This is a genomic window from Paraburkholderia sp. EG287B (assembly GCF_040965595.1).
GTDB lineage: Bacteria > Pseudomonadota > Gammaproteobacteria > Burkholderiales > Burkholderiaceae > Paraburkholderia.
In genome coordinates, this window is the sequence record NZ_JBFRCG010000007.1 from 171,750 (window position 1) to 196,948 (window position 25,199).

The following is a 25,199-nucleotide window of genomic DNA, read 5'->3' on the forward strand; positions in this document are numbered from 1 at the left end:
AGGAGAGGCCAGCTTAATTCGCGGGTGCAGTCGCGGCGGTGGCCGCCGGTGCCGCTGATGCCGGTTGGCTGCCTTGCGCCCCTTGCTGCTGCAGCGTTTGCTGATTGCCTTCCCAGCCGCCGCCGAGCGCGAGGAACAAGCGCACCTGGTCGAGCGCGACCTGACCTTCGGCCGCGGCGACCTGCGCGTGCACAGTGGTGAGCGTGCGCGTGGCGTCGAGGTCGGAGAGGAACGGTTCGCGGCCCGCGGCATAGAGACGATGCGTTTCGTCCGCCGACTGCTGCGCGGACGTGTAGGCCGTGCGCAGCGCATCGGCGCGCTGGTCGTCGGCGGCATAGGTCGCGAGGCTCGACTGCGTTTCGCGCAGCGCATTGAGCACCACACCGTCAAAGTGCGCGAGCGCGCCGCCCGATGCCGCTTCTGCTTCACGCACTCGTTCGCGCTGGCCGTTGACCGGGAAGGTCCAGCTGATCAGGGGTCCGAACGACCACGCATTGGTCGCGGGGGTGAACAGGTCGCTCGTCAGGCCGACCGTGCCTACGCCCGCGCCGAACGTGACGTCGGGGTACATCTGCGCGATCGCCACGCCAATGCGCGCCGTCGATGCCGCGAGCTGGCGTTCGGCCTCGCGCACGTCGGGGCGGCGCTTGAGGAGCGCGGCGCCGTCGCCGACGGGAATCGGCTGCTTGAGCCTGGGCAGGCGTTTGCACGCGAGCGCGGCGGGCGGCAGGTCCCTGGGCGCGCGTGCGAGCAGCATGGCGAGCTGATACTGGGCCACGCGCCGGCGTCCCTCGAAGCGCGGGATATCGGCGGCGATCGTGTTGGCCTGGGTCTGCCCCCGCGTCACGTCGGGCTGGTTGCCGCGGCCCGCGTCGCGCAGGCGCTTCGTGAGCGCCACGCGCTCGTTCTGCAGCTTGAGCGATTCCTGCGCGATCTCCAGTTCCTCGGCGGCCGAGCACGATTCCACGTAAGCCTGCGCCACGTTGGCGACCACGGTGATGCGCGCGAGGTCGGCCGCGGCTTCCACGGCCGCGTCGTCGGCGCGCGCGGCTTCCACGCCGCGCCTAAGCTTGCCGAACAGGTCGAATTCATACGAGATGTTGACGCCGAGGTCGCCCAGCGTCGCGACAGGCACCTTTTCGAACAGGAGGTACTGCTCGCCCGACACCTGTGCGCGCTCGGCGGTGGCATGCGCGCTGCCCGAGAAGCCGCCCTGTGCGTTGGCGACGTCGACCGCCGCACGCGAGCGCGCGAGATTCGCAGCCGCCACGCGCAGGTCCGTGTTCGACTTCAGCGCTTCCTGCACGAGTTCGTTGAGCGTGGGGTCGTCGTAAAGCTGCCACCAGTTGGCGGGCACGCCCAGTTGCGAGACGGGCGCATGGTCCGCGCCGTCGATCGGGCCTTGCGCGAGCGGCGCATTGACCACGGCTTCCTGCGGGACGTGGTAGTTGGGACCGAGCGTGATGCACGCGCCCAGCGCGAGCGTGAGCGGCGCGAGCGCGAGGTTGGGCCAGACGTTGGGCGAAAAGCGGCGGCGCCAGAAACTACGGCGTGTCATTGCGAAGCTCCGGCAGCCTGGGAAGCGGCGGGGGCGCTCGCACCCGTGGCGGGCTGCGAAGCGACGGCGCCGCTGGCGTTGTTCGCTTCGGTGCGCACGGCCACGGTTGCCGTGCGGCCCGCGATCATGCGGAAATCGGCGGGCACTTCGTCGAGCGCCACGCGCACCGGAATGCGCTGCGCGAGACGCACCCAGCTGAACGCCGGATTCACGTTGGGCAGCAGGTTCGGCGCCGCCTGGCGGTCGCGGTCCTCGATCGCCGCGACGATGCTCTGCACATGACCACGCAGCGGGCGCGTCTCGCCCATCACCGTGATCTCCACGGGTTGGCCGATCTGAATGCCGTGCAGGCGCGTTTCTTCGAAGTAACCATCGACGCGGAACGAATGCATGTCCACGACGGCGACCACCGCGCGGCCAGCCGTGACGTACTCGCCAGCACGCGGCGCGCGGTCGTTCAAATAGCCGTCCACGGGGCTCACGATCGTCGTGCGTTGAAGATTGAGCCTGGCGGTGTCGACCTGGACCTGGGCGTCGGCCGCTGCGGCTTCGCCCTGATCGACGCGCGTGCGGCTTTCCTCGAGCGTTTCCGCCGCCACGAGATTGCCGAGCGCGATATTGCGCGCGTATTCGCGCTTGGCCTGCGCGAGCGTGGCCTTGCGCTGCTCGAGCGTGGCCTCGGCGAGGCGCAGCGCGAGCGAGTAGCGCGCCTGGTCGATCACGAACAGCACCTGGCCTTGCTTGACCTGCTGGTTGTCGGCAACGTCGACGCGGGTGATGAGTCCGCCCACGTCGGGCGCGACCTGGATCACGTCGGCGCGCACGCGGCCGTCGCGCGTCCACGGCGAGAACATGTAGTAGTTGACGATGCGCCACAGCACGAGGGCGGCGACCACGACGACGATGAGCGTCAGCAGGATCTGTCCTGCGGAGAACCAGGTTTTTTTCACGTTCACGTTAATTCACGAAGCGATGCGACACGATGATGACGGCAGCCAGCACGAAGACATAGATACCGAGATCGAAAATGGAACGATGCCACACGAGCCGATAGAAGCCGACACGCGTGAGCACCTTGCCGATCACGACATTGATGAGGTACGCGATCAGCATCAGCACGAGCACGGCGGGCACGAACACGCCAAAGATATCGATTTCGCCGATCATGATGCGGGTTTCGAAAAAGGATGAGAGGGACGCACGCTCATACCGCGGCCTCCGGATTGGATGGCGACTGCGCCGCAAGGGCCGGATAGAGCGCGATGCGCAGGCCTACGAGCGCGTGCAGCGTGTCGCGCAGCCAGCGCTGCGAGACGAGCGCGCGCGGCGCGGGCTGGGCATCGGCGTCGGCAAGCGTGGCGGGCGGCAGTTGCGCGCGCGCGCGAGCCGCGACGCGTCGCATGGCGTCGTCGATGCTGGAGAGCAGCGCGGACGGGGCGTCCTGGCGCTCGCTCGCACGCGCGCAGCGCGCATAGTGGTCGCTGACGCCCGCGAGCACGCGGTCGATCGCGTCGGGCACGTCGCCGTCGAGCTTGTGGCGCGAACGGCGCAAATCGAGCGAATTGAGCGCGATACGCAGGTCGCGGAAACTCTCGATCGACGGATGGCGGTGCTCGTCGGAAGCCGCGAGACGCGGAATGAGCTGCATGAGGCGATCGACCATGCGCGAGGTGAGATTGCGCTGGTCTGCGATAGGCGTGGGCGATGCCGACAGCGCGACATCGCTCCAGCTCGAGCGCAGTAGGCGCCGCGCCGCGAGTTCGGCGCCGAACGGGCGCGTGACGCGCGTCCACAGGTAGGCGAACAGCAGGCCCGCCACGCCCGCAATATTGCTGTTCAGGAAGACAAAGAAGTCCGACTCGTAAGCACTCTGCACGCTGATGAAGGTGGCCGTGTTCACGGCCACGAGCATCGTCACCATATTGAAGGCCGGACGCGGAATGAGCGTGCCGATCAGGATGAACGGGCCCGCGAACAGCAGCACGAGCATCGCGAAGTCGTGCACCTTGGGCAGCGCGACGAAGAGATAGAGCCCCGCGAATACCACGCTCGCCGCGGTGGCGAGGAAGAAGCGGAACACCAGCGGCGCGGGCTCGTCGGATGCCGCAAAGAAGCAGCAGGCCACGGCCGCGAGCGTCACCGCGCCGGCGCCGTCGTGCCAGCCCGAGCTGACCCATAGCCAGCAGGCCACGAGAATCGCGCTCACCGGCACGAGGCACGAGAACACCATGAGGCCGCGATCGTAGAAGCGTTCGGTGCCGCCAAGGCGCCAGTGGCGATAGCGCGGCCGCCACGTGCCGACCTCGGCTTCGTGCGCGATGAGCGCGCGCAGCGCGCGGCAGTCCTGCCACACGTCGATCACCTGACCAAGCCGCCAGAGCGCGTTCGAGAGCAGCGCGCCCTCCCAGCTCGAGAGCGCGTCGCGCGCGGGCTGCAGCGTCGCGATGCGCTTGCGCAGATTCTCCGCGGTCGGGTCGCCCGCGTCATCGTGCATCTCGGCGGCGCGCGTGGGCAGCGGTTCGTCGAACCAGCGCGCCGCGTCGGCGAGCAGGCTGTCGAGGCCCTCCGGCCACACGTGCAGATCGCGGCGCAGCGCGACGAGCGGGTCGGCGAGCGCGGAGATCATCGGCAGAAAGAGCTGCATGCGCCCGCGCAGCGACTCGGCGCGCTCGAGGATCTCGGGGTGCGTGTGGTCGTAGCTCAACTGGCTCAGCAGGAATTCGAGCTGGTTGACCGTGGCGGCGAGACGTTGACGGCACGCCGAAAGCGCCTTGCCCGCAATATGGCCCGAGAGCGTTTCGCTGCCGTACCAGGCGGCGTCGCGGAACCATGCGTCGGCGCGCTCGATGAGCGTGGGCGCGAGGCGGCTAGGCAGGATGTTGCTGCCCACCACGCTCGCGCAAATGATGCCGACCGTGATTTCCTGCGTGCGCGCGATCGCCACGTCGAACACGGTGGTGGGATCGGTTACGGTGGGCAGCGCGATGAGCGGCATCGTATAGCCCGCGAGCATGAACACGTAACTGCGCGCTGTGCGGTCGGAAATCGCCAGATAGAGCAGCGTGCCGGTCCAGGTCGCGACGATCGCGCTGAAGAGCAGCGGCGTTTCGACGAAGGGCGGCACGAGCGCGATGGCGGCCGCCGCGCCGAGGGCGGTGCCGAGCGCGCGGTACAGCGCCTTCGAGCGCGTGGCGCCCACGAACGGGTTCGATACGATGTACACGCTGGCCATCGCCCAATAGGGGCGCGGCAGCTGGAATTTGAGCGCGATATAGAGCGCCAGCATCGACGCGGCGAAGGTCTTGACCGAAAAGAGCCAGTCGCGGATGGAGGGGTAGGTCATGAGTCCGCTGTCTGCTTTCAGTCGTGTAAGGGGCGGTCAGCCTGGTCTGCGGGGGGAACTGCGTTGAACGCGTTGAGCACGCGCAGCGTCGCTTCGAGGTCGGCGCGGCTCACGCCTTTGAGCACGCGGGCGCGCAGCGAGCGCAGCTCGTCCTCCATGCGCTCGGTCACGGCGCGGCCTTCGCTCGTGAGCGAGATCGTTTTTGCGCGGCGGTCGTCGGGGTCTTCGTCGCGGCGCACGAGGCCCGCGGCGCAGAGCTGGTCGAGCAGGCGCACGAGCGAAGGGCCTTCGATGCCCACGTGCTCCGCAAGCGTCACCTGGCGCACGGCTTCGCCAAGGCGCCCGGCGGTGAGCAGCGGCGCGGCGCATGCCTCGGAGACGTTGTATGCGGTGAGGGCGCCGTGCGTCGTGCGCCGCCATTTGCGTGCCGCCACGACGAGCGTGCTGCTGACCGCAAGGCGTAAAGTATGAAGATTCGACATCGGCGGATCATAGCCCAAAGCGATTCGATAGCAAACTATCTTTTTCTTTCGCAGCGCCACGAATCGGATGGTATGCGACTCATCGGCGGCCTGCTTTCTATCTGGTGCGGGGTGATGCGTACGGCCAACAGTGCGCGAAGCGCGCGGCTTTTTTGGCGTTGTTTTATACGCGCTTAACTATTTGACCAGCGGGAAAGCAGGGCGGGAAGTTGCACCATGTCGGTGAATACGTGCGCAACGCCCGCCTCGAGCAGCGCGTGCGCGCTGCTGTGGCCGGGCTCGGGCGGGCTGTAGCCGAACACGGTGGCGCCCGCGGCGAGGCCCGCACGCGCGCCCGTGACCGTGTCCTCGATCACGGCGCAGCGGGCAGGCGCCACGCCGAGGCCGGCCGCCGCCGCGAGGTAGACGTCGGGATGCGGCTTGCTGCGCGGCGTTTCGTGGCCGCTGTAGATGTGGCCGGCGAAGCAGCCGAGCAGGTTCACCTTGCGCAGTTGCAGCTCGACCTTGCGCCGGTCCGCACCCGAGGCGACGGCGATGCGCCCGTTCATGGCCGTGTACACCGCGCGCACGGCCGCGGGCGCGCCCGGAATCTCGACGAGATCGCGCTCCAGCGCTTCGTTGCGGCGCGCGCGAAAGCCTTCGAGCCAGGCATCGGTAATCGCGAAGCCCGTATGCGCTTCGATGCGCGCGGCCTCGTCTTTCACGGCCTTACCGACGAAGATGCCCATGGCTTCGTCTACCGTGAGCGTCCAGCCGAGTTCGCCCAGCATCTGCGTGAGCACCACGTGCGTAATGCGTTCTGAGTCGACGAGCACGCCGTCGCAGTCGAAGAGGATGGCGTCGAAGGGGATGGGGGACATCGTTTGCCTGCGGTTGCTTTCAGTTGCCTGCGGTTGCGTCATGCGGCGCGCATCGGGATCGCGCACGCAAGAGCGCGATGATAACCGGGGTCGCGTTTGCGTGGGCTTTTGGCGGGCAAGCCGCGAAGGCGGCCCGGGGCGGGCCGCCGTGCAGGGCGCGGCGTTGGTCGGCCCGTGCGAAACGATGGACAATAGCGTACCCAATCGCTACCCGACCGCTCTGATGTCCACCGACGAAAAGACCCCCAACGAACTCCCCGGCCGCGCCAACTACACACAATTCGCCGACCGTTACGCGGAGCGGGCGCCCGTCAAGCCGCACAACGCGCTCTACGAACGTCCCGCCACACGCTCGCTGCTCGGCGCGGTAGCGGGGCTCGACGTGCTCGACGCGGGCTGCGGGCCCGGCATCGTGAGCGCGGAGCTGGCGGGCGAGGGCGCACGCGTGCAGGCCTTCGACGTCACGCCCGCGATGGTCGAACTGGCGAAGGCGCGTTGCGCAGGCCTCGCGGTCGATATCGCGCAGGGCGACCTCGGGCGGCCGCTCGAATGGCTCGCGAGCACCTCGGTCGACCGCATCGTGTGCTCGCTGGCCCTCGACTACGTCGAGCACCTCGCGCCGACGTTTGCAGAGTTTCACCGCGTGGCGCGCCCCGGCGCGCTGCTGGTGTTTTCGATGTCCCATCCCATGCGCGACTGGATCGACACGCGCACGCGCGGTTCGCGCACCTACTTCGAGACGACGCGATTCGGCCTGCATTGGGGCGGCTTCGGCGAGCCGAAGCCGTGGGTGGAAGCGTTCAGGCGCCCGCTTGCCGATATCTTCAACGCGCTCATGGAAGCGGGCTGGGCCATCGACCGCGTGCTCGAGCCCATGCCACAACCGGAAATGAAGGCGGTGTCGCCGGCGCTGCACGCAGAACTGGCGCAGGCCCCGGCGTTCATCTGCGTGCGCGCACGGCGCGTTTGAGGGGGAGCGGCCGCGCGGCGCCGAAAGCGCTTAACGCCGCGCTTCGCGCGAGCCGGCCGAAAGCGACTCTTCGAGCGCGGCAACCCCGGCGGGCAGATCGACCTTCACGCCGAGATCGCTCATCGTGCGGCCAAGCGCGTGCACGGTGCGAAAGAGGTTGTGCTCGCGGCACTGCTCGCCCATCTGCCCGATGCGAACGATCGGGAGACCGAACGATCCGGCGATCTCCACCTGGTAATGTTGCGAGATGTGATTGCACACCTCGCGCGCGGTGGCGCCCTCGGGCAGTTCGATGCCGACCACGGAATTCAGGCGGCACGTTTGCGGCGTATAAAGCGCGAGGCCCAGCGCGCTCACGCCGCTTTGCAGCGCGAGCGAGCAGCGCAGGTGGCGCGCAAAACGCTTTTCGAGCGTTTCCGTGCACACGAGGCGCAGCGCTTCGTGTAGCGCCAGCACGCCCGAGACGGGCGCGGTGTAGTGATAGCCGGCGTTGTGCCAGAAGTTTTCGGCGAGCATGGCGTCGAGGCACCAGTGCGTGTTCGGCGCGGTGCGCGTGCGCACGCGCTCCCAGGCGGCATCCGAGAAGGCGATGAGCGACACACCAGGGATCGAGGAGAGGCCCTTTTGGCCGCCCGTGATGACGACGTCGATGCCCCAGGCGTCCATTTCCAGCGGCATGGTGCTCAGCGTGCAGACGGCGTCCACCACCACGAGCGCGCCGGCGGCCTTGGCGAGCGGCACGATTTCCTTGAGCTCGCGGTTCCATACCGTATTGGAGGTTTCGCCGTGCACGATCGTGACGACGGCCGGCCGCGTGCGCTCGATGGCTTGCGCCACGGCTTCGAGCGAGGCGATCTCGCGGTTCGCCACGTCGAGCGTCGTGACCTCGGCGCCCACGCGGCCCGCCATTTCGGCCATGCGCTGGCTGAAGAAGCCGTTGACGATGGAGAGCACGCGGGTGCCCGGCCACGCGAGGTTCGAGATCGCCATTTCCATGGCCGCCGAGCCCGGGCCGGCCACGCCGAGCACCCAGTTCGAACGCGTCTGGAAAACATAGCGCGCCATCGTCTTCACCTGGTGAATGACGCGCGCCATGGTGTCGCCGAGGTGATTGATGACGACGGTGTTGGCCTTGGCCACGGCGTCGGGAATCGGCACGGGGCCCGCACCCATCATGAGGAGCGGTTCCTCGGGCAGGATGCGGTCGAGCGTTTCGACGCTGGGGCAAGGCACGGGCGCGGCCTCGGCCGCTGCCGCCGCTGTGCGCGAAGTGGCCAGCGGGTCGGGGTGGAGCGCGTTGTCGTTCATCTTGAGTACCTGGTTTGACCTGGAAAGGGGTTGCGTGAGACGCGCGCGATCGGCGCGCCATCAGGCAGTGTTGTGCGGCGCGGCAGCGCTGGCCATGTACAGTTGCGCGCAATTTCGCTGAACAGTCGGATGGGCGGCGCTGCGGTCCGCTGCGGCGTTGCGGCAGCCACCCTATAATCAATCGCATCGCCCGATAATGCAAGGAAGACAGCGTATGTCGCAATTCGCCGTGGACAATCCGTTTCTCGAAACGCTCGGCGTGAGCGTCGCGCAATGGCGCGAAGGCTACGCGGAACTCGTGATGCCCATCGACGCCTCGAAGCTCAATCGCCAGGGCGTGCTGCAAGGCGGCGCGATTGCCACGCTGCTCGACGCCGCTGCGGGCTACGCGGGGCTCTTCGCGCCGGTTGGCGACCCGCCGCGTCATGGCTTCACGCTCTCGCTCACGACCAACTATCTCGACAAGGGGCTTGGCCAGTTCGTGCGCGCGAAGGGCTTTCTGGAGCGCGGCGGCCGCTCGATCTTCTTTGCGCGCGCCGAGGCGTGGGTGGACGATCGTTTGCTGATCGCGAGCGCGCAGGGGACGTTCAAGTACTCGTATCCTAAGCAGGCGTGAGCGAAACGTCTTCCGGTTGAATCGGTATCCGAAGTAATTTCGCTGAAAAGCCAATGCCCGCCGCTTCGACCGAAGGGCGGGCTTTTTTAACGCTGCGCCCGGACACTTATCCCAGCAGCAGCGCGTCGTCGTCGAGCTTCTCGTGGCGGGTCTGCTCGAACATGCGCAGCAGGTCCGGCACGTCGAGGCCGCGGCGCGCATCTCCCGAAACGTCGAGCACCACCTGCCCCTGGTGCAGCATCACCGTGCGCTGGCCGTAGTCGAGCGCCTGGCGCATGCTATGCGTGACCATCATGGTCGTGAGCCTGGCCTCTTCCACGATGCGTGCGGTCAGCTCCAGCACGAACGCGGCCGTTTTCGGATCGAGCGCTGCCGTATGCTCGTCGAGCAGCAGGATGCGCGAAGGCTGCAGCGACGCCATCAGCAGACTCACCGCCTGGCGCTGGCCGCCCGAAAGCAGGCCGATGCGATCGGTCAGGCGGTTTTCCAGGCCCAGATTCAAAAGACGCAGCTTCGCGCGAAACAGCTCGCGATCCTGCTTTTTGAGCGCGGGGCCGAAGCCGCGGCGCTTGCCGCGCGCCATCGCTAGCGCCATGTTTTCTTCGATGGTGAGCGCCTCGCAGGTGCCGGCCATCGGGTCCTGGAACACGCGTGCCACGAGATGCGCGCGGTCCCATGCCTGCTTCTTCGTGACGTCCTGGCTGTCGATGGTGATCGTGCCGTCATCCACCCTCTGGTCGCCGCTGATCGCGTTGAGGAAGGTGGACTTGCCCGCGCCGTTCGAACCGATCACGGCCACGAACTGGCCGCTCGGGATCTCGAGCGTGAGGCCGCGCAGCGCGCGTGTTTCGATCGGCGTGCCGGGGTTGAAAGTCAGTTTGAGGTCCTTGGCGCTGAGCATCTCATGCCCTCCCGTTCTTGCGGCCAAACAGCTTCTTGCGCGTGGCGGGCAGCACGAGCGCGATCGTCACGAGCACGGCGGTGACGAGGTTCAGGTCCTGCGCCTTGAGGCCTATGAAGTCGCTGTTGAGCGCAAGCGCAATGAAGAAGCGATAGAGAATCGCGCCGAGCACGGCGGCGAGCGTGGTCAGCATGAGCCGGCGCGCGGGCAGGATGCTCTCGCCGATGATCACGGCCGCAAGCCCGATCACGATGGTGCCGATGCCCATCGAAATGTCCGAGCCGCCCTGGGTTTGCGCGAAGAGCGCGCCGGCCAACGCGACGAGCGCGTTGGAGAGCGCCATGCCGGCGAGCGTCGCGCGGCCCGTGGCGATGCCCTGTGCGCGCGCCATGCGCGGGTTCGCGCCGGTCGCGCGCAGCGCGAGGCCGTATTGCGACGAGAAGAACCAGTCCACGCCGAACTTCGCGGCCAGCACGACGACGAGGAGCGCGAGCGGACGCAGCACGTAGTCGGGCAGCCAGGCGGGCTGGATGATCGTGAATACCGTCGATTCGGAAATGAGCGGCACGTTCGGCGCGCCCATCACGCGCAGGTTGATCGAATAGAGCGCGATCATCATCAGGATGCTCGCGAGCAGATCCATGATCTTCAGGCGCACGTTGAGCCAGCCGGTGATGAAGCCGGCGATACCGCCCGCAACGATCGCGCAGGCGGTGGCGAGAAACGGATCGTGACCGGCCGCGATCAGCGTGGCGGCTACGGCGCCGCCCAGCGGGAAGCTGCCGTCGACGGTGAGGTCGGGGAAGTTGAGGATGCGAAACGAGATCAGCACCCCGAGGGCCACGAGACTGAAAATCAGGCCGATCTCGAGCGCGCCCAGAAGCGAGTAGAGGGACATGGGGAAGAATCCTGTTGCGGTCTGCGGCGGCGGTGCGCCGGAGTCGACGCGCGGCGCACCGCCCGGATGGGGCGGCGTGCCGTTGCGCACGTAAGTGGCCGTTATCGGGCCTGGCAGTGTGACAGCGTGCGATGCGCCATGGCGGCGCCCACGCCGGCGCCTTACTTCACGACCGTGGTCGCGTCCTTGAGCAGATCGGCCGAGAGCGTCACGCCCTGCTTTTGCGCGGCGGCGGGGTTCACGAACAGTTGCAGCTGGCTGCTGGTTTCCGAGGCGATCGTGCCGGGCTTCTCGCCCTTGAGAATACGCACGACGACCTTGCCGGTCTGGTGGCCGAGGTCGCTGTAGTCGATGCCGAGCGCCGCGATGGCGCCGCGCTTCACGCTGTCCGTATCGGAGGCGACGAGCGGGATCTTCGCGTCGTTGGCGACCTTCACGAGCGCTTCGTAGGCCGAAACGACGTTGTTGTCAGTGTTCGTGTAGATCACGTCGACTTTGCCGATCAGGCTCTTCGCTGCGGGGCCGATGTCCACGGTACGCGGCGCGGCGGCTTCCTTGAGCGTCATGCCCTGTTGTGCGAGCAGTTCCTTGAGCGCCTTCACGACGACGACCGAATTCGCTTCGCCGGGGTTATAGACCATGCCGACGGTCTTTGCGTTGGGCACGACGCGCTTGATGAGCGCGACCTGCTTGTCGAGCGGCAGCTTGTCGGACACGCCGGTCACGTTGGTGCCGCTAGGCGTCCACGTCTTGACGAGCTGCGCGGCCACCGGATCGGTCACGCCCGAGTACACCACGGGCACGGACTTCGTTGCGGCCACAACGGCTTGTGCCGAAGGCGTCGCGATGGCGACGATCGCGCTCGGGTTGTCGCCCACGAACTTGCGGGCGATCTGCGCGGCGGTGCCCGTGTTGCCCTGCGCGCTCTGGTATTCCCACTTGAGGTTCTTGCCGGCGTCGTAGCCCGCGGCCTTCAGTTCGTCGCGCACGCCGTCGCGGATTGCGTCGAGCGCGGGGTGCTCGACGATCGACAGCACTTCCACAGTCGCGGTTTCGGCGGCGCGTGCGGCGGCCGAAGTCAGCGCGAGTGCGGCGGCGCCGGCGATCAGGGAAAGGGTGGCGGCAGCGGCTGCCTGCTTGAAGGTCTTCATTCTGTTTGATCTCCCCCGAGTGCTGGGTTCTTGCGGTTTTTTCGGATCTGCACGGTGCGGCGTCGCCGGCTTCACGCGTGGCGCGAGAGCACGCGGCATGCGCCGTAGTGGTGCATGCGGGCGCGGCGAGGGAGCGAGGATACCATCGTCTCTTGCGGGGCTGGAACGCTCTGGAAGGTCAGTGAGGCGGGCGCGCGACGGTGTCGCGCAGATTAATTCGAAACTGGGCGATCCGATTATGAGAAAAATTCGCGCTTTGGCGAGAGCTTTCGCGGTTTGGGAGTGAAAGGCGGAAAGTAGGGGTGATGCGAGATTTATGATGCCAGTTCAATGAATATAAAAATTCAATTTTAAGGCTTTCGTAATATTTATGCTTTGAAATCAATGATTTGGCGCATTTTGCATTTAGGGTAATCCCGGTTTATCGATTATTGGATGGGTGATTTTATCGCGATAAAAGATTAACTTTGAGATTTATTTCAAGATGCAATTCGCCAATCAGATTTCGTTAAAATTAAAATAACGATCGAGGGGGCGTAATAATCAAAAAAGCCAGTAATTCCAGACGCCCGCACCAGCCGGTCATCTCAGCCGCGATGGTGGTCCACCACCCGCCCGAAAGACCATTTTCCCGAGCGTTTTCAAGCGCTTTCCAGCATGCCCCTCTATTGACCAATGTCAAAACTCAACTCGATATCCGAAAAAACCCTTGGTTGCGATGAAATGGGATTATTGATAGCATCCGCGGGTCGCTGATTCAGGCCGGTCCACCTTTCCGGTACGAATTGCAGCGAACGGGGCAGGCGGAATGCTTGCGCAACAGAGTCTGTAACTCAGCAGTCTCTCCGAACTCAGCCGCCTATCAGGGCGCTGATACACGCCGGGCCCCGTCACGTCTTTTTCTCTGGTGCTCGTCGTGGTTGTTCCCCATTGAAACTCATTGGGGCGCTGTTCGTTTGCGCAGGTCATCCCGTCTGACCGGTTGACCCGAAAACAATCGAGGAGCTCCTGATGATGCCGCTGTTGTCCCTTAACCGCCTTACCTCCGTTTCCGTGGCCGCAGCGCTGCTCGCCTTTGGTGCAAGCGCAAACGCCGACACCGTGAAGATCGCCATTGCCGGCCCGTTCAGCGGCCCGGTCGCCCAGTACGGCGACATGGTCAAGGCGGGCGCGCTGACTGCGATCGAGCAGATCAACGCCGCCGGCGGTGTGAACGGCAACAAGCTCGAAGCCGTCCTGATGGATGACTCGTGCGAGCCGAAGCAGGCTGTCGCCGTCGCCAACAAGATCGTTTCGCAGCACATCCAGTACGTGGTCGGCCACGTCTGCTCGGGCTCGACGATTCCCGCTTCGGACATCTACGAGAACGAAGGCGTCGTGATGGTCACGCCGTCGGCCACCGCGCCGCAGCTGACCGAAGGCAAGAAGCGCCAGTTCATCTTCCGCACCATCGGCCGCGACGACCAGCAAGGTCCGGCTGCTGCCGCCTACATCATCAACAAGGTCAAGCCGAAGAAGGTCGCGATCCTGCACGACAAGCAGTCGTACGGCCAGGGCATCGCCACCTCGGTCAAGGCCGCGCTCGACAAGGCGCACATTCCGGTCGTCGTGTTCGAAGGCATCAACGCCGGCGATTCGGACTACTCGGCAGTCGTCACGAAGCTCAAGTCGCAGGGCGTGGACTTCGTCTACTTCGGCGGCTATCACCCGGAAATGGGCCTGCTCATGCGCCAGTCGCGTGAACAGGGCGTGAAGGCCACGTTCATGGGTCCGGAAGGCGTCGGCAACAAGGACGTGACGGCCATCGCCGGCCCGGCTTCGGAAGGCATGCTCGTCACGCTGCCGGCCGACTTCGCCTCGGACCCCGCCAACGCGAAGCTCGTGAAGGCCTTCGCCGACGCCAGGCGCGACGCCAACGGCCCGTTCCAGATGCCGTCGTACGCAGCAGTCGAAGTGATCGCCGACGGCATTGCCGGCGCGAAGAGCACGGACCCGACCAAGGTCGCGGCCTACCTGCACAAGAACGCGTTCAACACGCCGATCGGCAAGGTCGAATACGACGCACAGGGCGACCTGAAGTCGTTCCGCTTCGTCGTCTACACGTGGCACAAGGACGCCACCAAGACCGCCGCGAACTGATCCCGGCGCTGCACGCTGCCAACGCCCCGCCTTTCCTCGTGGCGGGGCGTTTTCATAGCGGTTGTGCGCGCAACTAAAAAAGGGTTGGTACGGTTCCAAAGGTCTCTCATCGGCTTCACGGCCGCGGGGCTTACGCATGAATGATTTTCTTCCTCAGTTCACCCAGCAGCTCGTCAACGGGCTCACGCTGGGTGCGATCTATGCGCTGATCGCCATCGGCTACACGATGGTCTACGGCATCATCGGCATGATCAACTTCGCTCACGGCGAGATCTACATGATCGGCGCCTATGTGGGCCTCGTCACGCTCACGGCCATCGGCACCTCGACGGGTTATCCGCTGCCGCTCGTGCTGGGCGCGGCGCTCATCGTCTCGGTGGTGGTCACCGGGCTCTACGGTTTCGCGGTCGAGCGCGTGGCGTACCGGCCGCTGCGCGGCGGCCCGCGCCTCGTGCCGCTCATCTCCGCCATCGGCATGTCGATCTTCCTGCAGAACTATGTGCAGATCGGGCAGGGCGCGCGCGACGTGTCCGTGCCGATGCTCATTTCCGGCGCGCTCGACTTCAACATGGGCGGCAACTTCGAAGTGACGGTTCCGTACTCGCGCATGCTGATCGTCGGCGTGACGCTCGTGCTGATGATCGCGCTCACGCTCTTCATCTCGCGCTCGCGCATGGGCCGCGCGTGCCGCGCCTGCGCGGAAGACATGAAGATGGCGAACCTGCTCGGCATCGACACGAACCGCGTGATCTCGTTCACGTTCGTGCTCGGCGCCATGCTCGCGGCGGTGGGCGGCGTGCTGATCGGTCTCACGATCGGCAAGCTCAATCCGTATATCGGCTTCATCGCGGGCATCAAGGCGTTCACGGCCGCGGTGCTGGGCGGCATCGGCAGCATTCCGGGCGCAATGCTCGGCGGCGTGCTGCTCGGCCTCGCCGAAACCTTCGCTTCGGGCTACATGCCTGCGGAGTACAAGGACGTCGTGGCCTTCGGCCTGCTCGTGCTCGTGCTGCTCTTCCGTCCCACCGGCCTGCTCGGCAAGCCGGACGTCGAAAAGGTGTGAGGTCGAAATGAGTCAGACTGTTTCGGTTCGCGTGGCCGCAGAGGGCCCGTCCTCGTCGCAAACGGTGAAAGGCGCGCTCGCCGCCGCCGTGGCGACCATCATCCTCACGGCCCCCATTCTCGGCCTGCAGCTCACGCTGGACGGCTATGAGGTCGTGCTGCAGCAGCACTGGCGCCCGGTGTGGATCGCGGCTGCCGTGGTGTTCGTGTTCCAGCTCGTCAAGCCGATGTTCGTGCGCGCCACGAGTCAGGTGCGCTTGCCCCGGGCCCCCGCGCTCGGCGCGCGTCAGCAGCGCGTGGCGATCTGGGTGCTGCTCGCGTTCGGCGCGGTGTTCCCGTTCCTCGGTTCGCGCGGCGCGATCGACGTGGCGACGCTCGCACTCATCTACGTGATTCTCGGCCTCGGCCTCAATATCGTGGTGGGCTTCGCGGGTCTGCTCGACCTCGGCTACGTGGGCTTCTATGCGGTGGGCGGCTATACGTATGCGCTGCTCAACCAGTACTTCGGCTTCACGTTCTGGGAGTGCCTGCCGCTCGCCGCGCTCGCCGCGGCCACCTTCGGTTTCGTGCTCGGCTTCCCGGTGCTGCGCCTGCGCGGCGACTATCTGGCCATCGTCACGCTCGGCTTCGGCGAGATCATCCGCCTGCTGCTCAACAACCTCACGAGCATCACGGGCGGCCCGGACGGCATCTCGAGCATTCCCAAGCCCACCGTGTTCGGCTTCGAAATGGCCCGCCACGCGAGCGTGGAAGGCGCGAAGACGTTCAACGAGCTGATCGGCATCGAGTACAGCGGCGAGCACATGGTGATCTTCCTGTACCTGCTCGCGCTCGTGCTGGTGGCGTTCACGCTGTTCGTCACGAGCCGCCTGCTGCGCATGCCGATGGGCCGCGCCTGGGAAGCGCTGCGCGAAGACGAGATCGCGTGCCGCTCGCTGGGTCTGAACCCCACGCGCATCAAGCTCTCGGCATTCACGCTGGGCGCGTCGTTCGCGGGTCTCGCCGGTGCGTTCTTCGCGGCGCGCCAGGGGCTCGTCACGCCCGAGTCGTTCACCTTCATCGAGTCGGCGCTGATACTCGCCGTGGTGGTGCTGGGCGGCATGGGCTCGCAGCTGGGCGTCGTGCTCGCCGCGATCCTGCTCACGGCGCTGCCCGAAGTGGCGCGCGGCTTTGCCGAGTACCGCATGCTGATCTTCGGTCTGGTGATGGTGCTGATGATGATGTGGCGTCCGCAGGGCCTGTTGCCCGCGAGCCGTCCGCACGTGGAGTTGCCGCAATGAGCGCACAAGCGTTGTTGAAAGTAGCCGGCCTGCAGATGCGCTTCGGCGGTCTGCTGGCCGTGGACGGCATCGACTTCGACGTGCGTCCGGACGAAGTCTTCGCGATCATCGGGCCGAACGGCGCGGGCAAGACCACGGTGTTCAACTGCGTGGGCGGCTTCTACAAGCCCACCGCGGGCGACATCGTGCTCGAAGGTCACGCCATTACCGGCCAGCCGAGCCACCAGGTCGCGCGCCGCGGCCTCGTGCGCACGTTCCAGAACATTCGCCTCTTCAAGCAGCTGACGGTGCTGGAAAACCTCATGGTCGCCCAGCACCTGAAGGTCAACCGCAACATGCTGAGCGGTCTGTTCGCGACGCCCGCCTATCGCCGCGCCGAACGCGCCGCGCTCGAGCGCGCCGCGTACTGGCTCGAGCGTGTGGGCCTGAAGCCGGTCGCGAACCGCGAGGCGGGCACGCTCTCGTACGGCCATCAGCGCCGGCTCGAAATCGCGCGCTGCATGATCACCGATCCGCGTCTGTTGATGCTCGACGAACCCGCGGCGGGCCTGAACCCGCAGGAAAAGGTCGAGCTGCAGCAGATGGTCGACGGCTTGCGCAACGAGTTCGGAATCTCCGTACTCCTGATCGAACACGACATGAGCCTCGTGATGGGCGTGTCGGACCGCATCTTGGTGATGGAGCACGGCAAGCCGATCATGATCGGCAAGCCCGACCAAGTGCGCAACGACCCGCGCGTGATCAAGGCCTATCTCGGAGAGGACTGATGCTGAAGCTGGAAAAGGTCCATACCCATTACGGCGCGGTGGAAGCGCTGGCGGGCGTGTCGATCGAAGTGAACAAGGGCGAGATCGTCACGCTGATCGGCAGCAACGGCGCCGGCAAGACCACGCTCATGATGACCGTGTGCGGCACGCCGCGCGCATCGGCCGGGAAAGTGACGTTCGAAGGAGAGGACATCACGCGCATGCCCACGCATGAAATCATGCGCAAGGGCATGGCGATTTCGCCGGAAGGCCGCCGCGTATTCCCGAGCCTCACGGTGCTCGAAAATCTGCAGATGGGCGGCTTCTTCGCCTCGCAGCACGAGATCGATGCGGGCATCGAGCACGTGTTCAAGCTGTTTCCGCGCCTGAACCAGCGTGCGAAGCAGCGTGCGGGCACGATGTCGGGCGGCGAGCAGCAGATGCTCGCCATCGGCCGCGCGCTCATGAGCAAGCCGCGTTTGCTGCTGCTCGACGAGCCCACGCTCGGCCTCGCGCCGCTCGTGATCGCGCAGATCTTCGACATCATCCGCACGATTCGCGAAGAGGGCGTGACGGTGTTCCTCGTCGAGCAGAACGCGAACAAGGCACTGCACGTGGCCGATCGCGGCTATGTGCTCGAAACCGGACGCGTGGTGCTCGCCGACAGCGCCGACAATCTGCTCGCCAACGACAACATCAAGCGCGCCTATCTGGGCGGTTGATCGTCGCGAACAAGACCGCACTGCGGCCCGCGTCATCCGCGTTCATGGAGCGTGGGAGGCGCGGGCCGCTTCTTTTTGCGTCGACGGATGTCGAATCAATCGCCGCGCGCGATCGCAAGCTGCGCGATCAAGCGCATCAGCTCGGCCTGGCGGCGCGTGGTGGTTTTCGCGAACACGTGATGCAGATGCGTGCGCACGGTCGAGGGCAGCACCTGCAGCGCTTCGGCCACGTCTTTCGGGTTGAGGCCCTTGCCGACCTCGCAGGCCACCCGTGCTTCCGCGGGCGTGAGGCCGAACAGCGCGATCAGGCGCGTTTCCACGCCGCGCCGCGACGATTGCGGATCGATCACGATGAGCATGGCCGTGCCGGCGCGCGCGCCGTGGGCGCAGTAGTCGGCGTGACGGCGTTCGCCTAGCGGCGAAACGAGCGCCTGCAGCGGCTCGTCGGGCGGCTGGCGGGCGATCAGCATTGCGCCGCCGCTGCGCCCGCGCCCGTCGCGCCCCGCGGCTCGCGCGATCAGCGAGCGTAGCTGTTGGGTGGCGGCAGCCGTGGCGGCGCTGAGCGCGGCGTGTTCGGTACGCAGCCCGTTTGCGCGCGCGAGCTGCGCCGTGGCGGCGCGATTCGCGAACACGATGTGCGCATCGGCGTCGACGATCAGCACGCCATGCGCGAGCGCGTCGAGTGCGTCCGCGGGGGCATTCGCGCTTTGATCGCGCGAGGCGAGGGTGCGGGCCGTGTGCCGCTGCACGCGCAAGGCATTGCGCAGATGCGGCAGCAGCGTGCGCAGCGCATCCAGTTCGTCCTCGCTATAGAAGCGTGTTTCATGGCGCAGCGCGCCGAGCACGGCGGCCATATCGCCTTCACGCAGCACGTTTGCGAAGGCCACCGTGTAGAAGCGCTGCGGGCGCACCCACTCCTGCACGAAGGCGCTGCGTTGCAGACTCCCCTGCGGGTGGATCATCGTGTCGGTGACGAGCGTGCCGGCGGCCCAGCGGCGCACCTGCGGCACGAGCGGATCGAAGCTGCCGTAGTGCTGCGCGTACGATTGGGCAAACGAAGCGTCGATGCCGTCCCACTCGGCGAGCGAGAACGTGCTTTCGGGCGGCAGCATGGTGAGATTGACGTGTTGCGCACCGATGCGTTGCGCAATGCGCGCGCACACATCGGGCCAGCGTTGCGCGTCGAAGCCGGCATCGTAGATCGCGTCGATCAGGCAGCCGGTATCATCCGGCTCGCCGTACCGCACGCGCGCGCTGTGTGCCACAGTATCGATAGCCGCGGCGTGTGCGGCCGTGGTGGGCCCCATGATGGTCTCCGGGCTGAAATTTATTAACGCAGAAGGCCTCAGGGCAGGCCGCGCGAGGTTGCATATAGGGCCATGTGGCACTGCAGCGACGCGAGGGGGCGCTCAGGCGCAAATCCACGTTTGCAAACGGCAGGCGGGAGGGGATGCACTGCAACATCCCGGGGTACCTATTCTGAATGAATAGACGATAAAACCTACGATTCGCTTTCGTCGGGAGAGATTTCGGGTTTCGTTACATCCGATGCATTCCGGGTACTGGACAAGCGCGCCGCGCTCACGATAATTGAGCGTCCAAACAGGCGCGCCGCACGGGGAAAAGGCGGTGCGCGCCAGTGAAAGTCAGAGATAGCGGAGAGTCCTTGGATGTCTGAAGAGTACGAAGTGCATGGGCCGCACGACCACGCGGTCGAACACGCCGCGGCGGGCCATGGCGGGCACGGCGAGGGCGATCCGTTCCCGGGCCGCATGGCGGTGATGACGGCGATCCTCGCTTCGATTGGAGCGATCTTTGCCTATCAGAGCGGCAACAGCGAGAACCAGGCGCTCTATTACAAGAACGAAGCGGCGATCCGCAAGACCGAAGCCGCGAATCAATGGGCCTACTATCAGGCGAAGGGCGAGAAACAGAATCTCGCGGAGCTGGGCGCGCAACTCTCGGCGCTCGCGCCGAATTCGGACGCCGCGCAGAAGCGCTTCGCCGCCGACGCCGACCGCTATCGCCAGCAGAAGGAGCCGATCCGCGCCAAGGCGGAGGCGCTCGAAAAAATCGTCGAGCAGGACGATGCGCTGAGCGAGCACGTGCTGCACGGCCATCATCGCTGGGCTCAGGCCACGACGCTCATCCAGATCTCGATCGCGCTCACGGCGATTACGCTGCTCACGCGGCGGCGCTGGCTGCTCAATACGTCGGTGGGCGTCGCCATCGTCGGGGTGGGGCTGGGCGCGATGGCGTTCTTCGGCGGCTGAGCGCTTACCCGCCGCACACGATCGCCGTGAGCAGCAGCGGCACGACCGATTGCACGGTCGCGTCGCTGTTGGCTTCGCGCACGCGCGAGCGCACCTTTTCCGCGGGCGCGGACACGACCACGCCGTAGAGCGGCGAGGTGATCTCCTTGCCGGCGCCGCGCCTGAAGAGCGTGTCGTCGCGGTCGTAGCCGAGCACCACGTAAATGGGGAAGCCGAACGCGCTCAGGCGGGTGCCGCGCACCGGGCTGAACGCGTTGACCGAATTCGCTTCCACTCGGCTCGGCTGGGGATCGATGGATTTTTCGTCTATCAGCGACGAAATGAACGTGTGGGGATCGGACTTGCAGTCGAACTGCTGGTCGTGTGCGGCGGATTGCGTGGATTGCGCATGCGCGGCCACCGGGACCAGCAGGGCGGCAAAAGCGGCAAGGCCGCTCAGCGCGTTCCGCAGCGTGCTGGCCGGGAACGCGAGTATCACGGGAGTGTGGCGCTTGGTCATGGCTACGAGCAGCAATGCCGGGAGAAGACCGGTTGATTCCATTCGACAGCCGGACTTCGTTCGTGTTCAAAGCTTACGGCACATAAATTGCGCGGGCGGTGCGCCCGCGCACATCCGCATACCGGATCGGGGCGGCTAGAGCATCGACTTCGCCTGGCTCAGGATCTTGTCGCAGACCTGCTTCGTGGCCTCCTCCTTGAGGCCGCCGCCCGTGAGGTCGAGCTTCTGTCCGTTGCCGGCCGTGAGGATGCCGCTCGTGCCCTGCGTATAGCCGCTATCCGTCGTGTTCGCGCCGCCGGGCAGCTTGCCGAGCAGCGAGTCCTTCACGTTGCTCGCGGCGTCGGCGTTCAGGTAATTGTTCTTGATGCAGTACTGCAGCACGCCGGTGACATTGCCGAGACTGTTCGAGGTGAGCGAGGGCGCCGATAGCGAGTTGCCGAGGCCGCCCAGATTGCCGAGCGCGCCCTGTGCCGAACCGCTGTTGCTGCCGCCCTGGTTGAGCAGGTTGCCGAACTGCGCCTGTGCGGCACCCCAGGGGGCGAGCAGCGCCAGGGTCAAGGTGGCTATCAACGCCGTGCCTTTGCGTGGCGTGGCGACGCCCGGCGTAGCGACGCCCGGAACAGAGGTTTGCATACACGAATCTCCGTGGTGGTTCAGTGCGCCCTTACTATAGACGGATTCGTTTACCCGGCTTCGCTACGTGACGCCGCACGAGCGTTCGGTTAGCGGCGGTGCAACCGGTGCGAAGTGCGACCGCCGGGTCTCGCGTGAAGGTTTCATGATGCGTCCGATGATTTCATCGGCATGTCATTTGTTGCGGGCACAACGATAACGCTGCAGAAGCAAACCCGGCATCCGCCGGGGCGGATGTGTCTTAAGTGGTATGCATGCGTTCGGAATTGTGTAGGGCACACAGCGTGTGCCGGCTACGCAACGATTGAGCCTGTTACAAGTGTATCTACGCTGTAAAACACTGCGTTTTCAGGCCTTTTTCGGCGATCTTCGCGGCTATTCAAGGTGGAGATTGTTTCTAACCGTAACACTTATTACGGCCCTCCTCATCGGCTGGTTTCAGGTGGTATGCTTCCTGCACAAATTCTCCCTTGCACGAGTGAGACCACGTGTATTGCGTCAATACAGTGAAAGAACGCACTGCCAGAGTGCGCATCGCGACGCAAATGAACACGTCATACAAGCATATGGTGCAACCGAGCTAGCCAAGGCGGGCAACAAGATCCGCAAGCCAGTGCTCCGTCACTGCAGCCCCGGTCCGGCTGCGTGGAGAACAGCATGAATTTCGAAGAACTGAGCGACGACGAGTGGATGCAGGTGTCTTCGCTCGTGTCAGATGAACCTCCAATCAGACTCAACCGGCGCGGCCGCCCTCGTGCCGAGCCGCGCGTCGTGGCCAATGCCGTCCTCTGGATTCTCACCACCGGTGAGTCGTGGTCGCGCTTGCCCGCGCGTTATCCGTCCGGGCCTACCTGCCGTCGTCGTTTCGAGGAATGGCACGGCAGCGGCACGCTGATCGAACTGGTCGAGCTGCTCTCGCAGCGCGGCCGCAAGTTCGTGTATGTGCCGCAGCCGGCGCAGGCCGATGCGCAACCCGTTGCAGTCGCAGTCGAGGAAGTCGCCGAGGACGATGGCCAGCCGGCCGTGTTCTGGAAGAGCCCCGAAGCCTGGCAGGCGCCCGCTGCGCTCGCCGACGCGCCGCTTGCCGATCCCATGGAAAGCATGATGCGTCAGCTCGCGGGCGGCGAACCGGCATTGCCCGTTTCGATCGACGCGCCTGTCGTGTCGGCCGCAACGAGTGCAACGACTGTTGCGAGTGCGACGCGTTCGCAGAGCGATGGGCCGTTCGCACCGTTCTCGCCTTCCCGCGTGAGCAAGCCCGTTGCGACCCGCGCGATGCCGCGCGACGCGTCGCATCGCAGCGCGCACCCGGCGGGCGGCGTGGTGCAGGTCGCGGAATGGCGCGGCTACACGATGAGCCTCACCGTGCAGCCCGTGCGCAACCGCATGTTCCGCGGCGCCGTGGAAATCCTCAAGGACGGCAAGCGCATCGAGCGCTCGGGCCTGATCGGGCCGCCGTTCCAGGATCGCGAATCGGCGCGCAATTTCGCCTTCGACTGGGCGCGTGAATGGCTCGATCGCGAAGGCATGGCCGAGTCCGCGTCCGGCGCTACGTGGCCGGGTTCGCCTCTCGCCAAGCATGCCGCGTCGAAGGGCGCTGCACAGAGCGCTTCGCAAACGGCGTTGCCCGGTGCCGCACCGCACGCGCCCATCCAGGCGCCAGGCGTGACGCGCGGCGATCCGTCCAATGCCGCCGCCGCACGCGCGTTGCCTGCGGCCGTGCCGGGCAGCGTGCGGCTCGCGCCGCTGCCAGCGCCGGTACAGCGTTACACGGCTACGGGCGCACTGCTCACGGGCAGTGAAGCGCGCGATGCCAATACGTCGTCGTCCGGCACTGCCGAGCGACGCACCGTCGGCACCACCGGAACGCGCTACCGCACGCTTTCGCGCTGATCCTGCAAGGCCGCGCGCATTGCGCGCGCGGCCTTCCTGCATTGCCTCTCCTGCTTGCTTCACTGCCTGCCGTACTGATCGTCGAGACGCACGATATCGTCTTCACCGAGATACGAGCCCGACTGCACCTCGATGATCTCGAGCGGCATCTTGCCGGGATTTTCCAGTCGATGCGACACGCCGAGCGGGATGTACGCCGACTCGTTTTCCGAAACGATGAAGCGTTCTTCCCCACGCGTGACGAGCGCGGTGCCGCGGACGACGACCCAATGCTCGGCGCGATGGTGGTGCATCTGCAGCGAGAGGCGTGCGCCCGGTTCGACCACGATCCGCTTGACCTGGAAGCGCTCGCCGCTGTCCACGCTGTCGTAGTGACCCCACGGGCGATGCACGAGGCGGTGCGCCACGGCTTCGGTGCGGCGTTCCTGCTTCAGGCGCTGCACGATCTTCTTGACGTCCTGGGCGCGCGAGCGGTCGGCGACGAGCAGGGCGTCCGGGGTCTCCACGACCACGAGGTCCTTCGTGCCGAGGCAGGCCACGAGCCGGCCGTCCGAATGCGCGAAGGTGTCGCTGGCGCCTTCGAACATCACGCGGCCGTGCGCGACGTTGCCTTCGTCGTCCTTGGGCGAAACCTGCCAGACGGTGTCCCATGAACCGAGGTCGGTCCAGCCGGCCGTGAGCGGCACGACCACGCCGCTTGCGATCGTCGGGTCGCCGGCGAGCGGTTCCATCACGGCGTAGTCGATCGAGTTCGAAGGCGAACGTGCGAACGCTTCGCTATCTACGCGGAAGAAGTCGCCGTCTGCCTTGCCGTGCTCGATCGATTCCGCGCAGGCGGCGTAGATGGCCGGATGGAAATGGCGAATCGCCTTGAGCCAGGTCGATGCGCGCACGATGAAAATGCCGCTGTTCCACCAGTAGCGCTGCGAAGCGACGTACTGCTGCGCCAGCTCGAAATAGGGCTTTTCGACGAAGCCGTTCAGACGCCGCGCACCGTTGGGTTCGGCGTTCACGAGCGGCTCGCCCACGTGAATGTAGCCATAGCCCACTTCGGGATGCGTGGGCACGATGCCCATCGTCACGATCTGGCCGTTCGCCGCGTGACGCACGCCTTCGGCCACGGTGTTCTGGAACGCTTCGAGGTCGGCAAGCGCGTGGTCAGCCGGCATCACCACGAGAATGCCGTCTTCCTGCTTCGCGACCACCGACATCGCGGCGATCGTGAGCGCGGGCGCGGTATCGCGGCCCACCGGCTCGAGAATCAGACGCGCCTGCTTGCCCGCCGCGCGAACCTGGTCGGCGGTGGTGAAACGATGTTCTTCATTGCAGACGATCAGCAACTCCTCTGCGAGCGTTACGCGCTCGGCGAGCGCATCGAGGCGGCCCGCGGTGTTGGCCAGCAGCGACTGCTCGCCAACGAGGTTGATCATCTGCTTCGGATATTGCTCGCGCGACAGTGGCCACAGCCGCGAGCCCGCGCCGCCCGCAAGCACCACAGGGCACACCTGCAATGCACTGCGCGTTTCGGCACGCGTCTGCGACGCGTTTGCCGATGCCGTAGCGGAACCCGTATCCGTCATCTCGCTCTCCTGAAAAAGGTATCGGTGATGCGATTTGTAGCATGCTTAAAATCGTCATAAATAGATTCGTAAAGAAGAAAACGAAAAATATTCGAATTAAATTTAAATCACGCTTCCGTCATAGCGAAATTCCGATAAAAAATTCAATAAAAATTCCGCTGCCGACCGCCGCAATTTCTTGTCGGAACCCAAAATCAGGCGTCCAGGCAGGAAAAATCTGCCGGAATGACCGGGGTTGTGAGCCAGTGCGGGTGTGAGTGTCGGCAATCTTTGCCGACAAAAGTC

Annotated in this window: 23 protein-coding genes; 9 read left to right on the forward strand and 14 right to left on the reverse strand. The window is 65.7% G+C overall.

Annotated features, from left to right (window positions below; all coding sequences use genetic code 11):
• Window positions 1-13 precede the first annotated feature (13 nt).
• From AB4Y40_RS14175 to AB4Y40_RS14200, 6 genes are all read right to left on the reverse strand, one after another.
• On the reverse strand, window positions 14-1,558 hold the full coding sequence (locus AB4Y40_RS14175; RefSeq protein WP_368688225.1) for an efflux transporter outer membrane subunit: 1,545 nt from the start codon (window positions 1,556-1,558) through the stop codon (window positions 14-16).
• A complete protein-coding gene (locus AB4Y40_RS14180; protein WP_368688412.1) occupies window positions 1,555-2,508 on the reverse strand; it encodes an efflux RND transporter periplasmic adaptor subunit in 954 nt (317 codons plus the stop codon). The genes AB4Y40_RS14175 and AB4Y40_RS14180 overlap by 4 nt, the downstream gene beginning before the upstream one ends.
• A 7-nt stretch (window positions 2,509-2,515) precedes the next feature.
• The gene (locus AB4Y40_RS14185; protein WP_027818583.1) at window positions 2,516-2,725 is read right to left on the reverse strand and encodes a DUF1656 domain-containing protein; all 210 of its coding nucleotides are present in this window, start codon (window positions 2,723-2,725) and stop codon (window positions 2,516-2,518) included.
• Window positions 2,726-2,762: 37 nt separating this feature from the next.
• Window positions 2,763-4,901: an FUSC family protein gene (locus AB4Y40_RS14190; RefSeq protein WP_368688226.1), complete on the reverse strand. Its 2,139-nt coding sequence runs from the start codon at window positions 4,899-4,901 to the stop codon at window positions 2,763-2,765.
• Between the two features lie 17 nt (window positions 4,902-4,918).
• Window positions 4,919-5,383, reverse strand: a complete 465-nt coding sequence (locus AB4Y40_RS14195; RefSeq protein ID WP_069266182.1) for a MarR family winged helix-turn-helix transcriptional regulator — start codon at window positions 5,381-5,383, stop codon at window positions 4,919-4,921.
• Between the two features lie 173 nt (window positions 5,384-5,556).
• Window positions 5,557-6,243 carry an HAD family hydrolase gene (locus AB4Y40_RS14200; protein WP_368688227.1) on the reverse strand — a complete coding sequence of 229 codons (687 nt, stop codon included), beginning with the start codon at window positions 6,241-6,243 and terminating at the stop codon, window positions 5,557-5,559.
• A gap of 223 nt (window positions 6,244-6,466) precedes the next feature.
• Here AB4Y40_RS14200 and AB4Y40_RS14205 point away from each other — a divergent pair, with 223 nt between their 5' ends.
• On the forward strand, window positions 6,467-7,213 hold the full coding sequence (locus AB4Y40_RS14205; protein WP_368688228.1) for a class I SAM-dependent methyltransferase: 747 nt from the start codon (window positions 6,467-6,469) through the stop codon (window positions 7,211-7,213).
• Window positions 7,214-7,243: 30 nt separating this feature from the next.
• Here the strand turns inward: AB4Y40_RS14205 and AB4Y40_RS14210 are convergent, their stop codons facing one another.
• A complete protein-coding gene (locus tag AB4Y40_RS14210; RefSeq protein WP_368688413.1) occupies window positions 7,244-8,389 on the reverse strand; it encodes an alanine--glyoxylate aminotransferase family protein in 1,146 nt (381 codons plus the stop codon).
• Between the two features lie 346 nt (window positions 8,390-8,735).
• On the opposite strand from AB4Y40_RS14210, the gene AB4Y40_RS14215 reads away from it, so the two are divergent.
• Complete coding sequence (locus AB4Y40_RS14215) at window positions 8,736-9,137, forward strand: PaaI family thioesterase (RefSeq protein WP_342918690.1); 402 nt, start codon at window positions 8,736-8,738, stop codon at window positions 9,135-9,137.
• A gap of 106 nt (window positions 9,138-9,243) precedes the next feature.
• On the opposite strand, the gene AB4Y40_RS14220 is transcribed toward AB4Y40_RS14215, so the two are convergent.
• From AB4Y40_RS14220 to AB4Y40_RS14230, 3 genes are all read right to left on the reverse strand, one after another.
• Window positions 9,244-10,038 carry an ABC transporter ATP-binding protein gene (locus AB4Y40_RS14220; protein ID WP_368688229.1) on the reverse strand — a complete coding sequence of 265 codons (795 nt, stop codon included), beginning with the start codon at window positions 10,036-10,038 and terminating at the stop codon, window positions 9,244-9,246.
• Between the two features lies 1 nt (window position 10,039).
• Window positions 10,040-10,936, reverse strand: a complete 897-nt coding sequence (locus AB4Y40_RS14225; protein ID WP_342918692.1) for an ABC transporter permease — start codon at window positions 10,934-10,936, stop codon at window positions 10,040-10,042.
• 161 nt (window positions 10,937-11,097) lie between these two features.
• The gene (locus tag AB4Y40_RS14230) at window positions 11,098-12,087 is read right to left on the reverse strand and encodes an ABC transporter substrate-binding protein (RefSeq protein ID WP_368688230.1); all 990 of its coding nucleotides are present in this window, start codon (window positions 12,085-12,087) and stop codon (window positions 11,098-11,100) included.
• A gap of 1,023 nt (window positions 12,088-13,110) precedes the next feature.
• On the opposite strand from AB4Y40_RS14230, the gene AB4Y40_RS14235 reads away from it, so the two are divergent.
• The 5 genes from AB4Y40_RS14235 to AB4Y40_RS14255 all read left to right on the forward strand — a co-directional run bounded on the left by AB4Y40_RS14235 (window position 13,111) and on the right by AB4Y40_RS14255 (window position 18,036).
• Entirely contained in the window at window positions 13,111-14,226 is a 1,116-nt protein-coding gene (locus tag AB4Y40_RS14235; protein WP_368688414.1) for a branched-chain amino acid ABC transporter substrate-binding protein, read from the forward strand.
• Between the two features lie 136 nt (window positions 14,227-14,362).
• Window positions 14,363-15,289: a high-affinity branched-chain amino acid ABC transporter permease LivH gene (livH, locus tag AB4Y40_RS14240; protein WP_368688231.1), complete on the forward strand. Its 927-nt coding sequence runs from the start codon at window positions 14,363-14,365 to the stop codon at window positions 15,287-15,289.
• A gap of 7 nt (window positions 15,290-15,296) precedes the next feature.
• Window positions 15,297-16,568 carry a high-affinity branched-chain amino acid ABC transporter permease LivM gene (locus AB4Y40_RS14245; protein ID WP_368688232.1) on the forward strand — a complete coding sequence of 424 codons (1,272 nt, stop codon included), beginning with the start codon at window positions 15,297-15,299 and terminating at the stop codon, window positions 16,566-16,568.
• Window positions 16,565-17,335, forward strand: a complete 771-nt coding sequence (livG, locus tag AB4Y40_RS14250) for a high-affinity branched-chain amino acid ABC transporter ATP-binding protein LivG (protein ID WP_368688233.1) — start codon at window positions 16,565-16,567, stop codon at window positions 17,333-17,335. Before AB4Y40_RS14245 ends, livG begins: the two co-directional genes overlap by 4 nt.
• The gene (locus AB4Y40_RS14255) at window positions 17,335-18,036 is read left to right on the forward strand and encodes an ABC transporter ATP-binding protein (protein ID WP_028203114.1); all 702 of its coding nucleotides are present in this window, start codon (window positions 17,335-17,337) and stop codon (window positions 18,034-18,036) included. Before livG ends, AB4Y40_RS14255 begins: the two co-directional genes overlap by 1 nt.
• A gap of 95 nt (window positions 18,037-18,131) precedes the next feature.
• On the opposite strand, the gene AB4Y40_RS14260 is transcribed toward AB4Y40_RS14255, so the two are convergent.
• On the reverse strand, window positions 18,132-19,343 hold the full coding sequence (locus AB4Y40_RS14260) for a helix-turn-helix transcriptional regulator (protein ID WP_368688234.1): 1,212 nt from the start codon (window positions 19,341-19,343) through the stop codon (window positions 18,132-18,134).
• Window positions 19,344-19,706: 363 nt separating this feature from the next.
• Between AB4Y40_RS14260 and AB4Y40_RS14265 the strand changes: the two genes are divergently transcribed.
• The gene (locus AB4Y40_RS14265; protein ID WP_342918696.1) at window positions 19,707-20,309 is read left to right on the forward strand and encodes a DUF4337 domain-containing protein; all 603 of its coding nucleotides are present in this window, start codon (window positions 19,707-19,709) and stop codon (window positions 20,307-20,309) included.
• A gap of 4 nt (window positions 20,310-20,313) precedes the next feature.
• Here AB4Y40_RS14265 and AB4Y40_RS14270 read toward each other — a convergent pair whose 3' ends face one another.
• The gene (locus AB4Y40_RS14270) at window positions 20,314-20,850 is read right to left on the reverse strand and encodes a hypothetical protein (RefSeq protein ID WP_368688235.1); all 537 of its coding nucleotides are present in this window, start codon (window positions 20,848-20,850) and stop codon (window positions 20,314-20,316) included.
• A 93-nt stretch (window positions 20,851-20,943) separates the two neighbouring features.
• Window positions 20,944-21,441: a DUF2501 domain-containing protein gene (locus AB4Y40_RS14275; protein WP_368688236.1), complete on the reverse strand. Its 498-nt coding sequence runs from the start codon at window positions 21,439-21,441 to the stop codon at window positions 20,944-20,946.
• Window positions 21,442-22,098: 657 nt separating this feature from the next.
• Here AB4Y40_RS14275 and AB4Y40_RS14280 point away from each other — a divergent pair.
• Complete coding sequence (locus tag AB4Y40_RS14280; RefSeq protein WP_368688237.1) at window positions 22,099-23,334, forward strand: transposase; 1,236 nt, start codon at window positions 22,099-22,101, stop codon at window positions 23,332-23,334.
• Window positions 23,335-23,393: 59 nt separating this feature from the next.
• On the opposite strand, the gene AB4Y40_RS14285 is transcribed toward AB4Y40_RS14280, so the two are convergent.
• Window positions 23,394-24,914, reverse strand: a complete 1,521-nt coding sequence (locus tag AB4Y40_RS14285) for a mannose-1-phosphate guanylyltransferase/mannose-6-phosphate isomerase (RefSeq protein ID WP_368688238.1) — start codon at window positions 24,912-24,914, stop codon at window positions 23,394-23,396.
• Window positions 24,915-25,199 lie beyond the last annotated feature (285 nt).